Raw genomic sequence first — 15,826 nt, 5'->3', positions numbered from 1 at the left:
TCCACCATGTCCGAAGGAACTGAAATGGCTGACATCACGCTTCTCGACGGGGGAATGGGGCAGGAACTGGTGCACCGCGCCGGGGACAAACCCACGCCGCTCTGGTCCACGCAGATCATGCTGGACCATCCCGGCATGGTCACACAAGTCCACCGGGATTTCTTTGCCGCCGGGGCGACCATCGCCACGACAAACAGCTACGCGATCCACCACGACAGGCTGGCGGACACGCCGGTCGAAGGCGCGTTTTCCGCCCTGCATCAAAGCGCGCTTTACGAGGCGCGCACGGCGCGGCGCGAACACGGGTCTGGCCGCATTGCCGGGGCCATTGGCCCGCTCAGGGCCAGCTACCGGCCCGATCTGCATCCCGACGCCTCCGAGGCCGTGCCGCTGTTTGCCGAAGTGGCCAGCCTTTTGGCCCCCGCCTGCGATGTGCTGATCTGCGAAACGGTCGCCTCGGTCGCCCATGCGCGTGACATTCTGGCCGCCAGCGTCCCGCTGGGCCTGCCGGTTTGGCTGGCCTTGACCGTGGACGACACCGACGGCACCCGCCTGCGGTCAGGCGAGCCGGTGTCCGACGCCGTTCCCGTGGCCGAGGCGGGCGGCGCAAGCGCACTCCTGATCAACTGCTCCACCCCAGAGGCAATCCCGCCCGCCTTGGCCGGTCTCGCGGGCACCACGCTGCCCATCGGGGCCTATGCCAACGGGTTCGAGCAGATCACCGAAGGGTTCATGGACGACAAACCAACCGTCGACGCCCTGACCCTCCGCCGTGACTTCACGCCGGAACTTTACGCCGATCACGTCATGTCATGGGTCGATGCAGGGGCCACCATTGTCGGTGGCTGTTGCGAGGTCAGCCCCGCCCATATCGCCGAAATCGCCCGCCGTCTGCGCGACGCGGGCCACACCATCGTCTAAGGAGCCTGTCATGCCCGACCTGCCCACATCTGCCCGCGTTGTCATCATCGGTGGCGGCGTCATCGGGTGTTCGGTTGCCTACCACCTGACCAAGCTGGGGTGGACGGATGTGGTGCTGTTGGAACGCAAGGCGCTGACATCGGGCACCACTTGGCACGCGGCAGGCCTGATCGCACAGCTGCGCGCGACGGCGAACATGACAAAGCTCGCGAAATACTCGCAGGAGCTTTATGGCGATCTGGAGGGCGAAACCGGCGTTGCAACGGGTTTCAAACGCGTGGGCTCGATCACCGCCGCCCTGACGGATGAGCGTCTCGAAGAACTGCACCGTCAGGCCGCCATGGCCCGTGCCTTTGGTGTCGAGGTCGCGGAAATCTCGCCCACCGAGGTCAAGGCGCGCTACGAACACCTGAACATCGACGACGTGACCGGCGGCGTCTACCTGCCGCTGGACGGCCAAGGCGACCCCGCCAACATCGCCCACGCGCTGGCCAAGGGCGCGCGGCAGCGGGGCGCGCGGGTGCAGGAACGCACCGCAGTCACCGACCTGACCAAGGATGGTCGCCGCATCACCGGCGTGGATTGGCAAGGCGAGGACGGCACCAGCGGCCACATCGCCTGCGACCACGTTGTAAACTGCGCGGGCATGTGGGGCCACGCGGTGGGCAAAATGGCGGGCGTGAACGTGCCACTGCAAGCCTGCGAACATTTCTACATCGTGACCGAGGCCATCACCGGATTGCAACAACTGCCCGTGCTGCGGGTGCCCGACGAATGCGCCTACTACAAGGAGGACGCAGGGAAAATCCTGCTGGGGGCGTTCGAACCAAACGCCAAGCCTTGGGCCGTGAACGGCATCCCAAAGGATTTCGAGTTCGACCAGTTGCCCGAGGATTTCGACCATTTCGAGCCGATCCTAGAGGCGGCCGTAAACCGGATGCCGATGCTGGCCGAGGCCGGAATTCACACGTTCTTCAACGGGCCCGAGAGTTTCACCCCCGACGACGCCTACCACCTTGGCCTCGCGCCCGAGATGGACAACGTCTGGGTTGCCTGCGGCTTTAACTCGATCGGCATTCAGTCTGCGGGCGGCGCGGGCATGGCGCTGGCGCAGTGGATGGAGGACGGGGCCAAACCGTTTGACCTTGGCGACGTGGACATTGCCCGGATGCAGCCGTTTCAGGGCAACAAGACTTACCTCGCCGCGCGCTCGACCGAGACGCTGGGCCTGCTTTATGCGGATCACTTCCCCTACCGGCAAAAGGCCACTGCGCGGGGCGTGCGCCGCACGCCGTTCCACCAGCACCTGCTGCAACACGGTGCGGTGATGGGCGAACTGGCTGGATGGGAACGCGCCAACTGGTTTGCGCGGCCCGGTCAAAACGCGGAATACGAATACACGTGGAAGCGGCAGGTGTTCTTTGACAACGTCGCCGAAGAGCACAAGGCGATCCGCGAAAACGTCGGCATGTACGACATGTCATCCTTTGGCAAAATCCGTGTCGAGGGGCCGGATGCCACCGCCTTTATGAACCACGTAGGCGGCGGGCAATATGACGTGCCCGTGGGCAAGATCGTCTACACCCAGTTCCTGAATGACCGCGGCGGGATCGAGGCGGATGTGACTGTCACCCGCATCACCGAGACCTGCTACCTCGTGGTGACCCCCGCCGCCACACGGCTGGCGGACCAGACGTGGATGGAGCGGCACAAGGGCGAATTCAACGTGGTGATCACCGATGTGACCGCGGGCGAAGGCGTGCTGGCCGTCATGGGCCCCAACGCCCGCAAGCTGTTGCAAATGGTCAGCCCTGCGGATTTCACCAACGATGTGAACCCCTTTGGCACCGCCCAGCAGATCGAGATCGGCATGGGGCAAGCCCGTGTACACCGTGTGACCTATGTGGGCGAGCTGGGGTGGGAGGTGTACGTCTCCTCCGACATGGCGGGCCACGTGTTCGAAGCGCTGCACGAGGCCGGACAGGACATGGGGCTAAAGCTGTGCGGGATGCACATGATGGACACCTGCCGCACCGAAAAAGGCTTCCGCCATTTTGGCCACGACATCACCTGCGAGGATCACGTGCTTGAGGCGGGCTTGGGCTTTGCGGTCAAGACGGACAAGCCCGACTTCATCGGGCGCGACGCGGTGCTGCGGAAAAAGGAAACGGGGCTGGAAACCCGTCTGATCCAGTTCAAGCTGACCGATCCCGAGCCGCTGCTCTATCACAACGAGCCGATTGTGCGGGATGGCGAGATCGTGGGCTACCTGTCCTCGGGCAGCTATGGGCACCATCTGGGGGCTGCGGTCGGTATGGGCTATGTGCCCTGCAAGGGCGAGGCGGTGGCGGACGTGCTGGCCTCCACCTACGAGATTGACGTGGCGGGCACGCGGGTGCGGGCCGACGCGTCGATGAAGCCGCTTTATGACCCGAAATCGGACCGGGTAAAGGTCTAACCCGCCTCGAAAAAGTCGCGTGCCAGCGTGGTCCAGCCCCGCGGCATCCCGTGGCCACCGTCATGTTCGCAGAACGTGATGGTGCCCGCATCGCAGCTGTTGTCCCACACCCGGCAGCGGAACGGATCGCCCATGTCGATCCGGTCGGGATGGGTGCGGCACTGGTTGGCCGCGCGCGCCAGCGCCAGACTGTCCCACAGGCTGCCCTGATGCCAGTCGCGGATCGCGCGCCCTTCAAACGGGACCTGATTGTCGGCAAAACCGTGGATTTGCAGGAAGCGCACCGGCGCGCTCGGGCAATCCGTGGTGTCATTGGGCTCCCGTAGCGCCCCCGCGATAGAGACAAAAGCGGCAAACTCCTCTGCCGCTTTGCACGCCATCAACCACGCCATGGACCCGCCCGCAGAAAAGCCCGCCACATAGATGCGACCGGGATCGATCGACGCTTTGGTCTGCGCATCGGCCACCACATCACGGACAAAGGCCACATCGTCGCGCAACCCGCCTTCGCGCCCCGCCCAGCGGCGGCTGTCGCGCCCCTCAATGGGTGTACCGTTGGGCGCAATCACGACGTAACCGGCCTCTGCAAACTCGGACCTTATGCCACCGCGAAAGATCATCTGCCCGGTCGCGTTGTGACCGTGGAAAAAGACAAGCGCGGGTGCGCTTTCAACACCGGGATCAATCATGTGATAGGTCCCGCCATCAATCTCACAGGCAGCGTCAGGACCGCATTGCGCAGCGGCGAGGGTCGGCAGGGCCAACAGCAGGGCAAGGATGTATCTCATCCGTGCAGGTCTGCACATTTCGCCCATGTTGAAAAGCCAGCCTGCGGCTGCACGCGGGAACGTGATCGCCCTTGCGCTGGCCGCGCGCATTTGAGAGGCGGTGCGCATGAGCACCGACTACACCCCACCGCAGGACCCGCTGGTGATCTTGCACGACGACGCCGAAATCCTCGCGGTGGACAAACCCGCGGGCCTGCTGAGCGTGCCGGGCAAGGGCGAACACCTCGCCGATTGCCTCATTGCGCGGGTGCAGGCGGTGTGGCCGCAGGCGCTGCTGGTGCATCGTCTGGACCGGGACACCTCCGGTGTGATCGTCTTTGGCCTGACGCCCCACGCACAGCGGTTCCTGTCGAAACAGTTCGAACTGCGCGCAACGCGCAAGACCTACGTGGCGCGGGTGCACGGACGGCTCACGCCGAAAATGGGGCGCGTGGACCTGCCGCTTACCGTGGACTGGCCCAACCGCCCGCGGCAACGGGTCGACCACGAGAATGGCAAAGCCGCGATCACCGACTGGCGCGTGCTGCGCGACAGCGCCAAAGAGACCCGCGTGCGGCTCATGCCGCAAACCGGGCGCAGCCATCAACTGCGCGTACACATGCTGGCGCTGGGGCACGTGATCCTTGGCGATCCGCTCTATGCGACAGGCGCGGCGCGGGATCACCCCCGCCTGATGCTGCATTCCGAAGAACTGCGGATCAAACACCCCGACAGCGGCAAGATGATGCGCTTCCGCGCCCCTGCCCCGTTCTGATGGACGTTTGACAGGGCCGCGCGCGCCCCTTTACCCTTTGACACATGACTGACCGACCACATGGCGCGCCCAATCTCAGGGCACCGACATTCGCCGACCTGACCGCAAGCCTGTGCGCGGGCTTGGGCGACTTTGCCGCTGCACCGCATCTGGGCCTGTTCTTTGCCGGGTTCTACGTGGTCGTGGGCGTGATCATGGCCGCGATCACCTATACCACGGGCACGACCTTTTGGCTGATCCTCGCGGTGCTGGGCTTCCCGCTGATCGGGGCGTTTGCGGCACTGGGCCTCTACGAGGTCAGCCGCAGGCGGCAGGCGGGACACGCCCTGCCCTTTTCCGAGGTTGTGTCGGTTGTCTGGGCCGAAAAGAACGGGCAGCTGCCTTGGCTGGCCGTCATGGTCGTGGTGCTGTTTCTGTTCTGGTTTTTCCTCGGTCACATGATCTTTGCCCTGTTTCTGGGCCTGTCACCGATGACAAATGTGTCGACATCGCTCGACATCTTTCTGACGGCAGACGGGCTGACCATGCTGGCTTTCGGCACCGCCGTGGGTGCAGCTTTTGCCACGCTCACCTTTGCGATGAGCGTGCTGGGGATGCCCATGCTGCTGGACCGGGATGTCGACTTTATGACCGCGCTGACACGCTCCATCGGTGCCGTGGCCGACGCGCCGGTGATCTACCTGAGCTGGGGCGCCTTCATCGCAGCGATCACCATTGCGGCCATGATCCCCGGCTTTCTGGGATTGTTCCTTGTCATGCCGGTGCTGGGGCACGCCACATGGCACCTTTACAAGCGGGTAAGCCTGCCCCCGGCACGCTGACGGCTATTCAGCCGCCCAACCCGATACAGCTTTGACTTCGAGGAAATCCTCGATGCCCCAGATGCCGCCCTCGCGCCCGTTGCCCGACTGCTTCATCCCGCCAAAGGGCGAGCCTGCCGCGCGGCTGGTGCCGTTCATCTCGACCATACCCGACCGCAGCGCCTGCGCCATCCGGTTCAGCCGCGCACCGTCCTGCGTCTGCACGTAATTGGTTAGGCCATAAACCGTGTCATTGGCGATCTCGACCGCCTCTTCCTCGGTGTCGAAGGGCAGGATCGACAACACGGGGCCAAAGATTTCCTCGCGGGCGATGGTCATGTCGTTGTTGACGTCAGCAAAGACCGTGGGGCGCACGTAAAAGCCTTTGTTGAACCCCTCGGGGCGACCCGGACCACCGGCCACCAGCCGCGCGCCTTCGTCTATGCCCTTCTGGATCAGGTCCTGAATCTTGGTCCATTGTACCTCGTTCACCACCGGGCCGATATGGCGGCCATCCTCGGTCGCGGGGCCCACTGACACTTTGGCGGCGACCGCTGCGGCCTCTTCGACCGCCGCGTCATAGCGGCTGCGCTGAACCAGCATCCGCGAGGGGGCATTACAGCTTTGGCCGGTGTTGTTCATCATGTGCAGAACGCCGCGTTTCACCGCCTTTTCGTCCGCATCGTCAAAGATCACATTGGCGCCCTTGCCGCCCAGTTCCAGATGCACGCGCTTAAGCGTGTCGGCGGCGTTCTTGGAAATCAGGCGGCCCGCACGGGACGACCCGGTAAAGCTGACCATGTCCACATCCGGATGCCCCGACAGCACCGTGCCCACGCCCGGCCCGTCGCCGTTGACAAGGTTGAACACGCCGGCAGGAAAGCCCGCTTCGTCCATCATCTCGGCAAAGATCATCGCGTTGAGCGGCGATTCCTCGGACGGTTTCAGCACCATGGTACAGCCCGCAATGGCGGCGGCGCCCACCTTGAGCGTCACCTGATTCATCGGCCAGTTCCACGGCGTGATCAGGGCCGCGACACCCACGGGTTCGTAGATGATCCGGTCGGACGGCGCATGGTCCCCCAAGGGGCGCACGAAATCGAACCCTTTGGCGTCCCGCACAAAATTCTTGAGGTGCCAGGTGCCCGCACCGACCTGCTGGCTGCGCGACATGTCGATGGGCGCGCCCATCTCGGACGACATGGCCTGCGCCAGATCCTCGGCCCGCGCCTCGTAGACGGCGATCAGCTTTTCGACGAGGGCGATCCGCTCGGCGGGATCGGTCTGCATCCACGCCGGAAACGCTGCCTTGGCCGCGGCGATGGCCGCCTCTGCATCCGCCGCTCCGCCCAGCGAAATCACGGCGCACGGTTCTTCGGTCGACGGATCGATCACGTGGTGATCTGTGCCCGCAATTGGATCAACCCACTGTCCGTTGATGTAGAATGCGCGTTTCTCAAGCATTGCGGCTCTCCTCATGTGCAAATGTCCCGGTGACACTGGCCGTGGCAGAACGGGGATGCAAGTACGGCCTGCGTCGCCTAAGTATACCACAGCGACAATATTCCTGACGGAGGACACCATGGGTTTGCGCATCAACGACACGATACCCGATCTGACGGTCACAACCGACCACGGCACCTTTTCGCTGCACGAGTGGATCGGCGACAGCTGGGCCATTCTCTTTTCGCACCCCAAGGACTTTACGCCTGTGTGCACCACCGAATTCGGTGCCGTGGCACAGCTGGCGCCCGAATGGGAAAAGCGCGGCACCAAGGTGATCGGCGTGTCCGTCGACGGGGTCGAGGACCACAAGAAGTGGAAAGGCGACATCGAAAAGGTTGGCGGCGCGCCCGCCGGATTCCCGATCATTGCCGATGACGGGCTGGAGGTGTCCAAAGCCTTCGACATGCTCCCCGCCGAGGCGTACTTGCCTGATGGCCGCACCCCCGCCGACAGCGCCACGGTGCGCTCGGTCTTTATCATTGGCCCGGACAAGCAGTTGAAACTGTCGATGACCTACCCGATGACCGTGGGCCGCAACTTTGCCGAGGTGGTGCGTGCGCTGGACGGACTGCAAATGTCGGCCAAGGGCGTGGCAACACCCGCCAACTGGGTCCCGGGCGAAGACGTGATCATCCCGCCCACCGTGTCCAATGAGGACGCCAAAGCCAAGTTCGGTGAATTCGAGACGGTTCTGCCCTACCTGCGCAAAACCAAGGCGCCCACCTAACCGCGCAGCTTGCGGATAATCTGCCGCAAAGAGCGCCCCCCCTTGGCTTCGGGGGGCGCAGCCTCGATCATCCCGAGGTAGGCCGCCCAATCATGGCGGCCTGCAATCGCCCCGTCGGCCACCGCACAGAACAGGTCCACCGTGTTGACGTGCCGCGCCTGATAGAGGTGGAAAAAGTCCATATCCCCGTAAAACGTCCCGGTGCCGTAAACGCCCCGATCCGCCAGCGGCCAGATCGGGCGCAGCGCAAAGGACGGATAGGTCAGCGCCACCTCGACACCGCGCGCCTCGGCGATGTCCGTCAGAATCTGTGCAACGTCGCCGGTCTCGTAGGGGGCCAGCGACGGCGCCCCAAAATCCCGCCACACATCACGGCGAAACGCCATGAACATCGGCGCGGCAAAAATGCGGTCGGGCCGTTTGTCGTTGGTTGTCTGCGCAAGGCCCGCAATGGCCCCACGTTCAGCGGCGGCCACCATCCCGGCATAGGCCTCATGCGACAGCGGAAAGGCGTCGATATCCGCAATCACCACAATATCGTCAAGGCTGTCATCCGCGAGCAGCGCGTCAATCCAGCCCGCATGGTTCGCCTTGTCATCGCGCCACTGGTTCAGCGGCACGTCAAAATGGTCAAACACGCGGCGCTGCGCGTCCAACAGGCGTTGCTCGATATTGTAGCGGTAAAAGCTGTGGACAGTGGGACGGGAAGCCAAGGGCGTAACCTTCAGGTGTCAGGACGATGCCGCGCCTTGTGCCGCATCGCGCGCAGCCTGTCACCCCAGTTCCGCTTTATCCGGCGCCAGCGATAAAACCGGCTGCGCCCGTCGGTGCCCCGCGCGCCGCGCGCCGGGTCAATCTGGCTGTCCGCCCCCGTGGTCAGAAACAGTGGCGGCGACACCGTCAAACCCATGTCCGTTTCCGTCAGCCAGCGCCGGGTCGCATGGTCCCATGGGCAATCAATACCGCCGAACTGATCCAGAAATGCCTGTGCCCCCGCACGGGTCCACAAAAGCGCCGTGGCCAGCATCGGAAAGTAATGGCCCCGCAGCACATCCAGCGTCGCCCCATCCAGTTCCAGCGTGGCCAGATGCGTGGTGATCTTTTGCCGCTTGGCCCCAAGGTTGGCGACATACCAATCCTCCCGCCACCGGCCCCTCTGCCACGTCAGAATACCCTGCACGAAGCCCATCGCCTTGGCGTCCGGGTCCATGTCATCCTCAAGGATCAGACCATACGCCGCGCCACTGTCGAGAAAGGCCGCCAGCGCCCGCAAATGGCTCTGAAAGGCGCCCACTTCGCCACCGTTTAGGTCCCGCCCGAAATAGTTCTGCGCACCCTCCGCATCATAGGCCTCAACCGCGCGCGGCGGCGTCTGGCGACCATCAACCCCCGGCACACGTGTAAAGGTGACACCCTGCACACCCAAGGCCGTTTGGGCCGCCGCCAACCGACCGGGGCTGTCATCCAGATTGATCAGAAGCACAGCCAGATCGGTCATCGCGACAACAACCGCCCCGCCGCCTTGGCATAAAGCCCGTGCAATTCACCCTTGATCGACCGCAACAGCGACTTTTGCTTGCGCATCCGGTCGCGCGCGGTCTCAAGGCTTGATGCCAGTTCATCTTCGGGCCGCGTCTGCACCGGGTTGGGCACCACGCAGCGGACCCGCAACCCCAATTCCCAGCAATGCGAAATGTCGGTGTCATAGGGCCGGAAAATATGCTTACGCGACAGGATGCGGCGCGCGCCCGTGCGCGTGACCAGATAGGCCGCCGATCCTGCCGGGGGCACATGGTATCGGGTCAGCACCTCGCCCTGCCAGTCTTCGGTCCCGGCCACCTTGGACGGGTAAACGTCATGCAGCCGCAAAATGTCCCATGGCGGGGTCGGATCGGCCCACGCCTTGCTGTGCAGGTCAATCAACCGGGCCGGGTCAGGCAGAACCACGTCATCTTCGTAGATCGCGCAAACGGCGTCATCCGTGTCCAGAAACCGGCGCAACATGCGCCAATGCCCAAAGGTACAGGCCACCTCACCGGCGGTGAGCGGATATTTGTGGAACAGCCGCGCGCGCAGCGGCGAATGCAGCGCCTCGGCCTCGGGCGTCAGGCCGTTGATGCCTTGGATAAAAGTCGGCTCCAGACCTGCATCGGCAAAGGTCTGTGCGCACATCTGGTATCGCGGGCTGTCGGGCGGTTCGATCGTCAGGATGTAATGCTGGATCGGTGTCATCGCGCCCTCGGGGGTCCGGTCGGGGCGACAGCGCCGCCCCGACCCTTTGCGCGTTCGGGCCTTAGCCCTCGGCGGATTCTTCTTTCTTGATCTCTTCGCCGGTCTCCTGATCGACGACTTTCATCGACAGGCGGACCTTGCCGCGGTCGTCAAAGCCAAGCAGTTTGACCTTCACTTCCTGACCTTCCTTCAGAACGTCCGAAGGATGGTTCAGGCGGCGGTTTTCGATCTGGGACACGTGCACCAGACCGTCGCGCTTGCCAAAGAAGTTCACAAAAGCACCAAAGTCCACGATCTTGACGACCGTACCGGTGTAAATCGCGCCTTCTTCCGGCTCTGCCACGATCGAATAGATCATGTCGTAGGCTTTCTTGATCGAGTCGCCGTTGGGCGATGCGATCTTGACCACACCATCGTCGTTGATGTCGACCTTGGCGCCCGACACTTCGACGATCTCGCGGATGACCTTGCCGCCCGACCCGATCACTTCGCGGATTTTGTCGGTGGGCACGTTCATTGTCTCGATGCGCGGCGCATGGACCGAGAATTCCTGAGCGCCGGTGATGGATTTGCCCATCTCGCCCAGAATATGCATCCGGCCAGCTTTCGCCTGTTCCAGTGCTTTCTCCATGATCTCGGGCGTGATGCCTGCGATCTTGATGTCCATCTGCAACGAGGTGATGCCGTTTTCGGTGCCCGCCACTTTGAAGTCCATGTCGCCAAGGTGGTCTTCGTCACCCAAGATGTCGGACAGGATGGCGTATTCGCCGTCGTCCTCAAGGATCAGGCCCATAGCGACACCGGCCACCGCGTTTTTGAGCGGCACGCCTGCGTCCATCATCGACAGCGACCCACCACAGACAGATGCCATGGAACTGGAACCGTTGGATTCCGTGATCTCCGACACAACGCGAACGGTGTAGGGGAAATCGGTCGGCGCAGGCAGCACGGCTTGCAGTGCGCGCCATGCCAGTTTGCCGTGACCGATCTCACGCCGTCCGGGAGGGCCCACGCGGCCCGCTTCGCCGACCGAATAGGGCGGGAAGTTGTAGTGCAGCAGGAAGTTCGATTTGAAGTTGCCGTGCAGCGCGTCAATGAACTGCTCATCGTCGCCGGTGCCCAGTGTCGTGACCACAAGGCCCTGCGTCTCACCACGGGTGAAAAGCGCGGAGCCGTGCGTCCGGGGCAAGAAGCCCGTCTGGCACACGATGTCACGGATTTCGTCCGTCTTGCGACCGTCGATCCGCTTGCCGGTCTTGACCACGTCACCGCGCAGGATGGACGCTTCGAGCTTTTTCAGGGCGGAGCCAAGGTTGGCGTCCTCTGTCTGCTCTTCGGTCAGGGCGGCGAGGATCGCCTCGCGGGCGGCGGCAACAGCGGCGGTGCGCTCTTGCTTGTCACCAATGGCAAAGGCGGCGCGCATCTGCTCTTCGCCTGCGGCTTTCACGGCGGCATAAAGGTCAGAATAGTCGGGCGCCTGATAGTCAAACGGCTCTTTCGCGGCATCTTCAGCCAGCGCGATGATCAGGTCGATCACGGGCTGGATTTGCGTGTGCGCAAAGTTCACAGCGCCCAGCATTTCCGCTTCGGTCAGCTCATAGGCTTCGGATTCGACCATCATCACGGCGTCTTTGGTGCCCGCAACAACCAGATCCAGACGTTGTTCTGGGTTCAGGCGCAGGTCCTGCATATCGTCCACGGTCGGGTTCAGGATGTACTCGCCATCCTCAAAGCCCACGCGCGCACCGGCAATCGGACCCATGAACGGCGCGCCCGAGATGGTCAGCGCAGCCGACGCCGCGATCATCGCGACGATGTCGGGGTCATTGACCAGGTCGTGGGACAAAACCGTACACATCACCAGCACTTCGTTCTTGAAGCCGGGGACAAACAGGGGCCGGATCGGACGGTCGATCAGACGCGCGGTCAGGGTTTCCTTCTCGGTGGGCCGTGCCTCACGCTTAAAGAAACCGCCCGGGATCTTGCCCGCGGCATAGTATTTTTCCTGATAGTGGACGGTCAGCGGAAAGAAGTCCTGACCGGGCTTGGGCTGTTTTGCGAACGTCACGTTCGCCATAACGCTGGTTTCACCCAGCGTGGCAATGACCGAACCGTCAGCCTGACGGGCAACCTTGCCGGTTTCCAGTGTGAGCGTTTCCTCGCCCCACTGCATCGATTTTTTCGTCTCGTTGAACATGCTAATTCCTAAGTTGGCCCATGTCTCTCATGGGGCCATTTGCGTAGGGGGCGTATTCCCCCTGACCTCGGTATCTTCTTTGGCGGGCGCTGAGGTCCGGGCGCCATGCTTCAGATGTCGCGCGCATACAGTGTTTTGCGCGGAAATGAAAGCGGTGCGGTCGCACCTTATGACCACGGCTTTTTCGGGGGGCGGGCAAAGGCGATAGGCGCGTCAGGAAAGAGGTCTCCACCACTGGCATCCGGCATGACCGTCCCCCACGACCGCATCCATTTTGCGGGCGGCGCAAGCGCGCCACCGGGGTGCCACTCAAAATATCCCAACGCGCCCGGCGCAGGGATCGGATCAACCGGTTCCGGGTTGGCAAGGGTCAACCCCGCAGGTCCCGCGAACCACGCACTGTCGCTTTGAGTGATGATGCCCGTCACCTCCACCGTGCCAATGATTGCCCCGCGTGGCAGGTCCGCCGGGGCGGGGCACTGCACCCCATGCTGCCCAAACCGCCAATAAAGATAACGGAACTCCTCGGCCTTCAGACCCGCAGCGGCATGGATGCAAATGCGCCCCAGCCCCATGCGCCCCGCACGGATCGACCCCATCGTCCGGTTCTCGATCGGCTTGTGGCCCGCGATGATGGCCCATGCCGACGGCTGGCGTACAGACAGGGCAAGGCGGGGCAATTCAGACATGGGCTGTCAAATAGCTGCGCGCGCCGTGCCGTCCAATCAGGCACGGCACGGCGCGCATTACACCTGAAACTGCTCCCGATAGGTCGAGGGCGCCGTCTTCAAATGGCGGTGAAAGGCGCGCCGCATCCTTTCCTGATCCCCAAACCCGGTGCGCAGCGCAATGGCCTTCATGCTCAGCCCGGTTGTGCCCAACAGGTCGCGTGCCGCATCGACCCGCATCAACTCCAGCGCCCGCGCCGGGGGCACGCCCATCGTCATCGCGTATTTCCGCGCAAAAGTGCGGGCGCTCATCGCGCAGACCTCGGCCATCATATCGACCGTGATCCGCTGCGCCATATTGTCGGTCAGCCATGCGTGCAACGGGGCGAACTGGCCACCGATATCGCTCAGCTGTTTGGTCAGATCGGCACTGAACTGCGATTGCCCGCCCGACCGGATCACCGGCGTGACAAGCGAACGCGCCATGTCGATTGCGGCCTGCGGGCCAAGGTCCTCGCGGACAATGGCAAGGGCCATGTCGATGCCCGCAGTGATGCCCGCCGATGTCCAGACATGACCATCCTTGACAAAGATCGGGTCCATTTCGACCGCCACCTTTGGAAAGCGGGTGGCAAGGGCATCGCAATCTTCCCAATGGGTGACGGCCCGCCTGCCGTCCAACACCCCCGTGGCCGCCAGCAAAAGCGCACCGGAACAGACTGAACAGACGCGCGCAGCCTGCCGGACAAGCCGCGCCACCTGTTCGACCATGACCGGATCGGCCATCGCGTCAAAAACACCGTCGCCGCCGACGATCACAAGCGTATGCACCGACGCGGCCCGCTCCGGCGTCAGCCACGCCGCCAGCGGATCGCTGTCGACATGCAGGATCGTGTTGGTGGGCACCGCCCCACCCGCCCGCGATGCCACATGTGTCCGGTAGGGCGCGGAACGCACGCCGGGCGCGCGCGCGTGGGTGAACACCTGCAACGGCCCGGACAAATCCAGCAAAACGATGTCCGGATAGACAACAAACAAAACGGCGCGGGGCGCATCGCCCAAGGGCGGTTTGGCAGAATGAGGGGGCATATTGGCATTTATGCCAAACACGGCACTCGTAGGATAGGGTCAAACGGCGCAGGGGCCGCAAACGCAAAGGACAGGATATGACAACGCTTGCCGCACTGGTTTTTCCGGGGTTCCAGACCCTCGACTTCTTTGGCCCGATGGAAATGCTGGGCGATCCTGCCTACGGGATCGAGATCGTGACCGTCGCGCAGAACCGCGACCTCGTGCCAAGCCGCCACGGCCAGCGCATCGCGGTGGACGCCACGCTGGCCGACACGACCGATTATGACCTGTTGCTGATCCCGGGTGGCGACACGGCTCTGACGGCGGCCAAGGACCCGGAGCTTTTGCAGTGGGTCAGGGATGTGTCGGCCCATGCGGATCGGGTTATGGCGGTCTGTACGGGCACGATCCTGCTGGGCATGACGGGGCTGCTGGACGGGCGCAGGGCAACCACCAACAAGCTGGACTTTCTAGAAACCGTGCCGCTGGCACCAAAGGTCAACTGGGTCCGGCAGGCCCGCTGGGTCGAGGATGGCAAATTCTTTACCTCGTCAGGCGTGTCGGCGGGCATCGACATGGCACTGGCGGCGCTTGCCAGCCTCTATGGCCACGACAAGGCGGCCAAGACGGCCTATGGCTGCGAATACAACTGGAACACCGACGCCGATGCCGACCCCTTTGCCAAGCTGGCGGGACTGGTCTGACAGGCCGGTGGCGGCGGATCACAGGTCGCTGAAATCGCCGCCGCGTCCCTTGCCGCCTGCAAACCGCGCGGCACCTTCAATCCCCTTGGTAACCTCGGCCTTGCTGCCCTGCCATTCCTGCCGCAGCGCGTCGCGCATGGGCAGGCCGTGCTGCATCTGGGCTGACCGGCGATCCGACAACATGCAGCTTTGCGGAAAGCGCGCGATATCCTGCGCAAGCGCCTCTGCGCGTGCGCGCGCGGACCCTTCGGGCACCACATATTCACACAAGCCAATGCGCAACGCCTCTTCGGCGTGGACCGGGCGACCGGTCAGGATCAGGTCCATCGCCCGGCCCTCTCCGACCAAGCGCGGCAACCGCACTGTGCCCCCGTCGATCAACGGGATGCCCCAGCGACGGCAATAGACGCCCATATAGGCGGTCGCTTCCATCACCCGGATATCGCACCACAGCGCCAGTTCCATACCGCCTGCAACCGCTGGCCCGGAAATGGCGGCAATCACCGGTTTGGACATCTCCAGACGGCTGGGGCCCATCGCCGCCATGCTCGGCGCGTCATCCTTGGGAAAGTCAAAGGGATCAAGCGCCTCCGCCCCGGCGAGCGAGGCTGCATGTTTCAAATCCCAACCGGCGCAAAAGGCCCCGCCACTGCCCCAGAACACCGCCACCCGTGCGGAAGGGTCCGCATCAAAGGCCCGAAAGGCGTCATAAAGCGCCTTGGCGCTGTCCGGGTCCATGGCGTTGCGCGCCTCGGGACGTGCGTGGATCACGGTCCAGACGGATCCGTCTGTTTCAATGCGTACAACCATTTTCGCTCCTCAAACTCCGTGGTGTCGGGGGGTGGACGGGCTGCGAACAGGTTGGCTGAAAGTTAACGTTTTGTGAATCTGTCTCTGTAAGCTGTTGATTTTTGGTGTTTGGGTTGCTGTCCCATGCTGGGACAGCGTGCCTGGGGTTACAGGTTTGGATAGAGAGGGAAGCGGGCGCAGAGGTCTGCGA

Annotated in this window: 15 protein-coding genes; 6 read left to right on the top strand and 9 right to left on the bottom strand. The window is 63.5% G+C overall.

Features of this window, described 5'->3' with window-relative positions:
- The first annotated feature begins 24 nt into the window (after window positions 1–24).
- Both Q1A85_RS20765 and Q1A85_RS20760 read left to right on the top strand, forming a co-directional pair.
- Window positions 25–921 (top strand): homocysteine S-methyltransferase family protein, encoded by an 897-nt coding sequence (locus Q1A85_RS20765; RefSeq protein ID WP_299694259.1) that lies wholly within the window; start codon window positions 25–27, stop codon window positions 919–921.
- A 10-nt stretch (window positions 922–931) separates the two neighbouring features.
- A complete protein-coding gene (locus tag Q1A85_RS20760) occupies window positions 932–3,379 on the top strand; it encodes an FAD-dependent oxidoreductase (RefSeq protein WP_299694256.1) in 2,448 nt (815 codons plus the stop codon).
- Here Q1A85_RS20760 and Q1A85_RS20755 read toward each other — a convergent pair.
- On the bottom strand, window positions 3,376–4,167 hold the full coding sequence (locus Q1A85_RS20755) for an alpha/beta fold hydrolase (protein ID WP_299694253.1): 792 nt from the start codon (window positions 4,165–4,167) through the stop codon (window positions 3,376–3,378). The two genes, Q1A85_RS20760 and Q1A85_RS20755, sit on opposite strands and share 4 nt — an antisense overlap.
- A gap of 106 nt (window positions 4,168–4,273) precedes the next feature.
- Between Q1A85_RS20755 and Q1A85_RS20750 the strand changes: the two genes are divergently transcribed.
- Both Q1A85_RS20750 and Q1A85_RS20745 read left to right on the top strand, forming a co-directional pair.
- Window positions 4,274–4,921 (top strand): pseudouridine synthase, encoded by a 648-nt coding sequence (locus tag Q1A85_RS20750; RefSeq protein ID WP_299694250.1) that lies wholly within the window; start codon window positions 4,274–4,276, stop codon window positions 4,919–4,921.
- Window positions 4,922–4,965: 44 nt separating this feature from the next.
- Window positions 4,966–5,742, top strand: a complete 777-nt coding sequence (locus Q1A85_RS20745) for a DUF2189 domain-containing protein (RefSeq protein ID WP_299694247.1) — start codon at window positions 4,966–4,968, stop codon at window positions 5,740–5,742.
- Window positions 5,743–5,745: 3 nt separating this feature from the next.
- Here Q1A85_RS20745 and Q1A85_RS20740 read toward each other — a convergent pair whose 3' ends face one another.
- Window positions 5,746–7,185, bottom strand: coding sequence for an aldehyde dehydrogenase family protein (locus tag Q1A85_RS20740; RefSeq protein WP_299694244.1), 1,440 nt, complete (start codon window positions 7,183–7,185; stop codon window positions 5,746–5,748).
- A gap of 118 nt (window positions 7,186–7,303) precedes the next feature.
- Between Q1A85_RS20740 and Q1A85_RS20735 the strand changes: the two genes are divergently transcribed.
- The gene (locus Q1A85_RS20735) at window positions 7,304–7,954 is read left to right on the top strand and encodes a peroxiredoxin (protein WP_299694241.1); all 651 of its coding nucleotides are present in this window, start codon (window positions 7,304–7,306) and stop codon (window positions 7,952–7,954) included.
- Here the strand turns inward: Q1A85_RS20735 and Q1A85_RS20730 are convergent.
- From Q1A85_RS20730 to Q1A85_RS20705, 6 genes are all read right to left on the bottom strand, one after another.
- Window positions 7,951–8,667 carry a hypothetical protein gene (locus tag Q1A85_RS20730; protein ID WP_299694238.1) on the bottom strand — a complete coding sequence of 239 codons (717 nt, stop codon included), beginning with the start codon at window positions 8,665–8,667 and terminating at the stop codon, window positions 7,951–7,953. The two genes, Q1A85_RS20735 and Q1A85_RS20730, sit on opposite strands and share 4 nt — an antisense overlap.
- A gap of 11 nt (window positions 8,668–8,678) precedes the next feature.
- Entirely contained in the window at window positions 8,679–9,452 is a 774-nt protein-coding gene (locus tag Q1A85_RS20725) for a glycosyltransferase family 25 protein (protein WP_299694235.1), read from the bottom strand.
- Entirely contained in the window at window positions 9,449–10,186 is a 738-nt protein-coding gene (locus tag Q1A85_RS20720; RefSeq protein WP_299694232.1) for a glycosyltransferase family 25 protein, read from the bottom strand. Before Q1A85_RS20720 ends, Q1A85_RS20725 begins: the two co-directional genes overlap by 4 nt.
- Window positions 10,187–10,247: 61 nt before the next feature.
- On the bottom strand, window positions 10,248–12,383 hold the full coding sequence (gene pnp / locus Q1A85_RS20715; RefSeq protein ID WP_299694229.1) for a polyribonucleotide nucleotidyltransferase: 2,136 nt from the start codon (window positions 12,381–12,383) through the stop codon (window positions 10,248–10,250).
- A gap of 167 nt (window positions 12,384–12,550) precedes the next feature.
- Window positions 12,551–13,072 (bottom strand): hypothetical protein, encoded by a 522-nt coding sequence (locus Q1A85_RS20710; protein WP_299694226.1) that lies wholly within the window; start codon window positions 13,070–13,072, stop codon window positions 12,551–12,553.
- A 57-nt stretch (window positions 13,073–13,129) separates the two neighbouring features.
- A complete protein-coding gene (locus Q1A85_RS20705; protein ID WP_299694223.1) occupies window positions 13,130–14,140 on the bottom strand; it encodes a helix-turn-helix domain-containing protein in 1,011 nt (336 codons plus the stop codon).
- A 77-nt stretch (window positions 14,141–14,217) separates the two neighbouring features.
- Between Q1A85_RS20705 and Q1A85_RS20700 the strand changes: the two genes are divergently transcribed.
- Window positions 14,218–14,826 carry a DJ-1/PfpI family protein gene (locus Q1A85_RS20700; RefSeq protein WP_299694220.1) on the top strand — a complete coding sequence of 203 codons (609 nt, stop codon included), beginning with the start codon at window positions 14,218–14,220 and terminating at the stop codon, window positions 14,824–14,826.
- A gap of 18 nt (window positions 14,827–14,844) precedes the next feature.
- On the opposite strand, the gene Q1A85_RS20695 is transcribed toward Q1A85_RS20700, so the two are convergent.
- Window positions 14,845–15,636 (bottom strand): crotonase/enoyl-CoA hydratase family protein, encoded by a 792-nt coding sequence (locus tag Q1A85_RS20695; RefSeq protein ID WP_299694217.1) that lies wholly within the window; start codon window positions 15,634–15,636, stop codon window positions 14,845–14,847.
- Window positions 15,637–15,826 lie beyond the last annotated feature (190 nt).

Origin of the sequence: uncultured Tateyamaria sp., assembly GCF_947503385.1 — a bacterium.
Classification (GTDB): domain Bacteria; phylum Pseudomonadota; class Alphaproteobacteria; order Rhodobacterales; family Rhodobacteraceae; genus Tateyamaria.
This window is presented reverse-complemented; position numbering and strand designations above follow the sequence as displayed.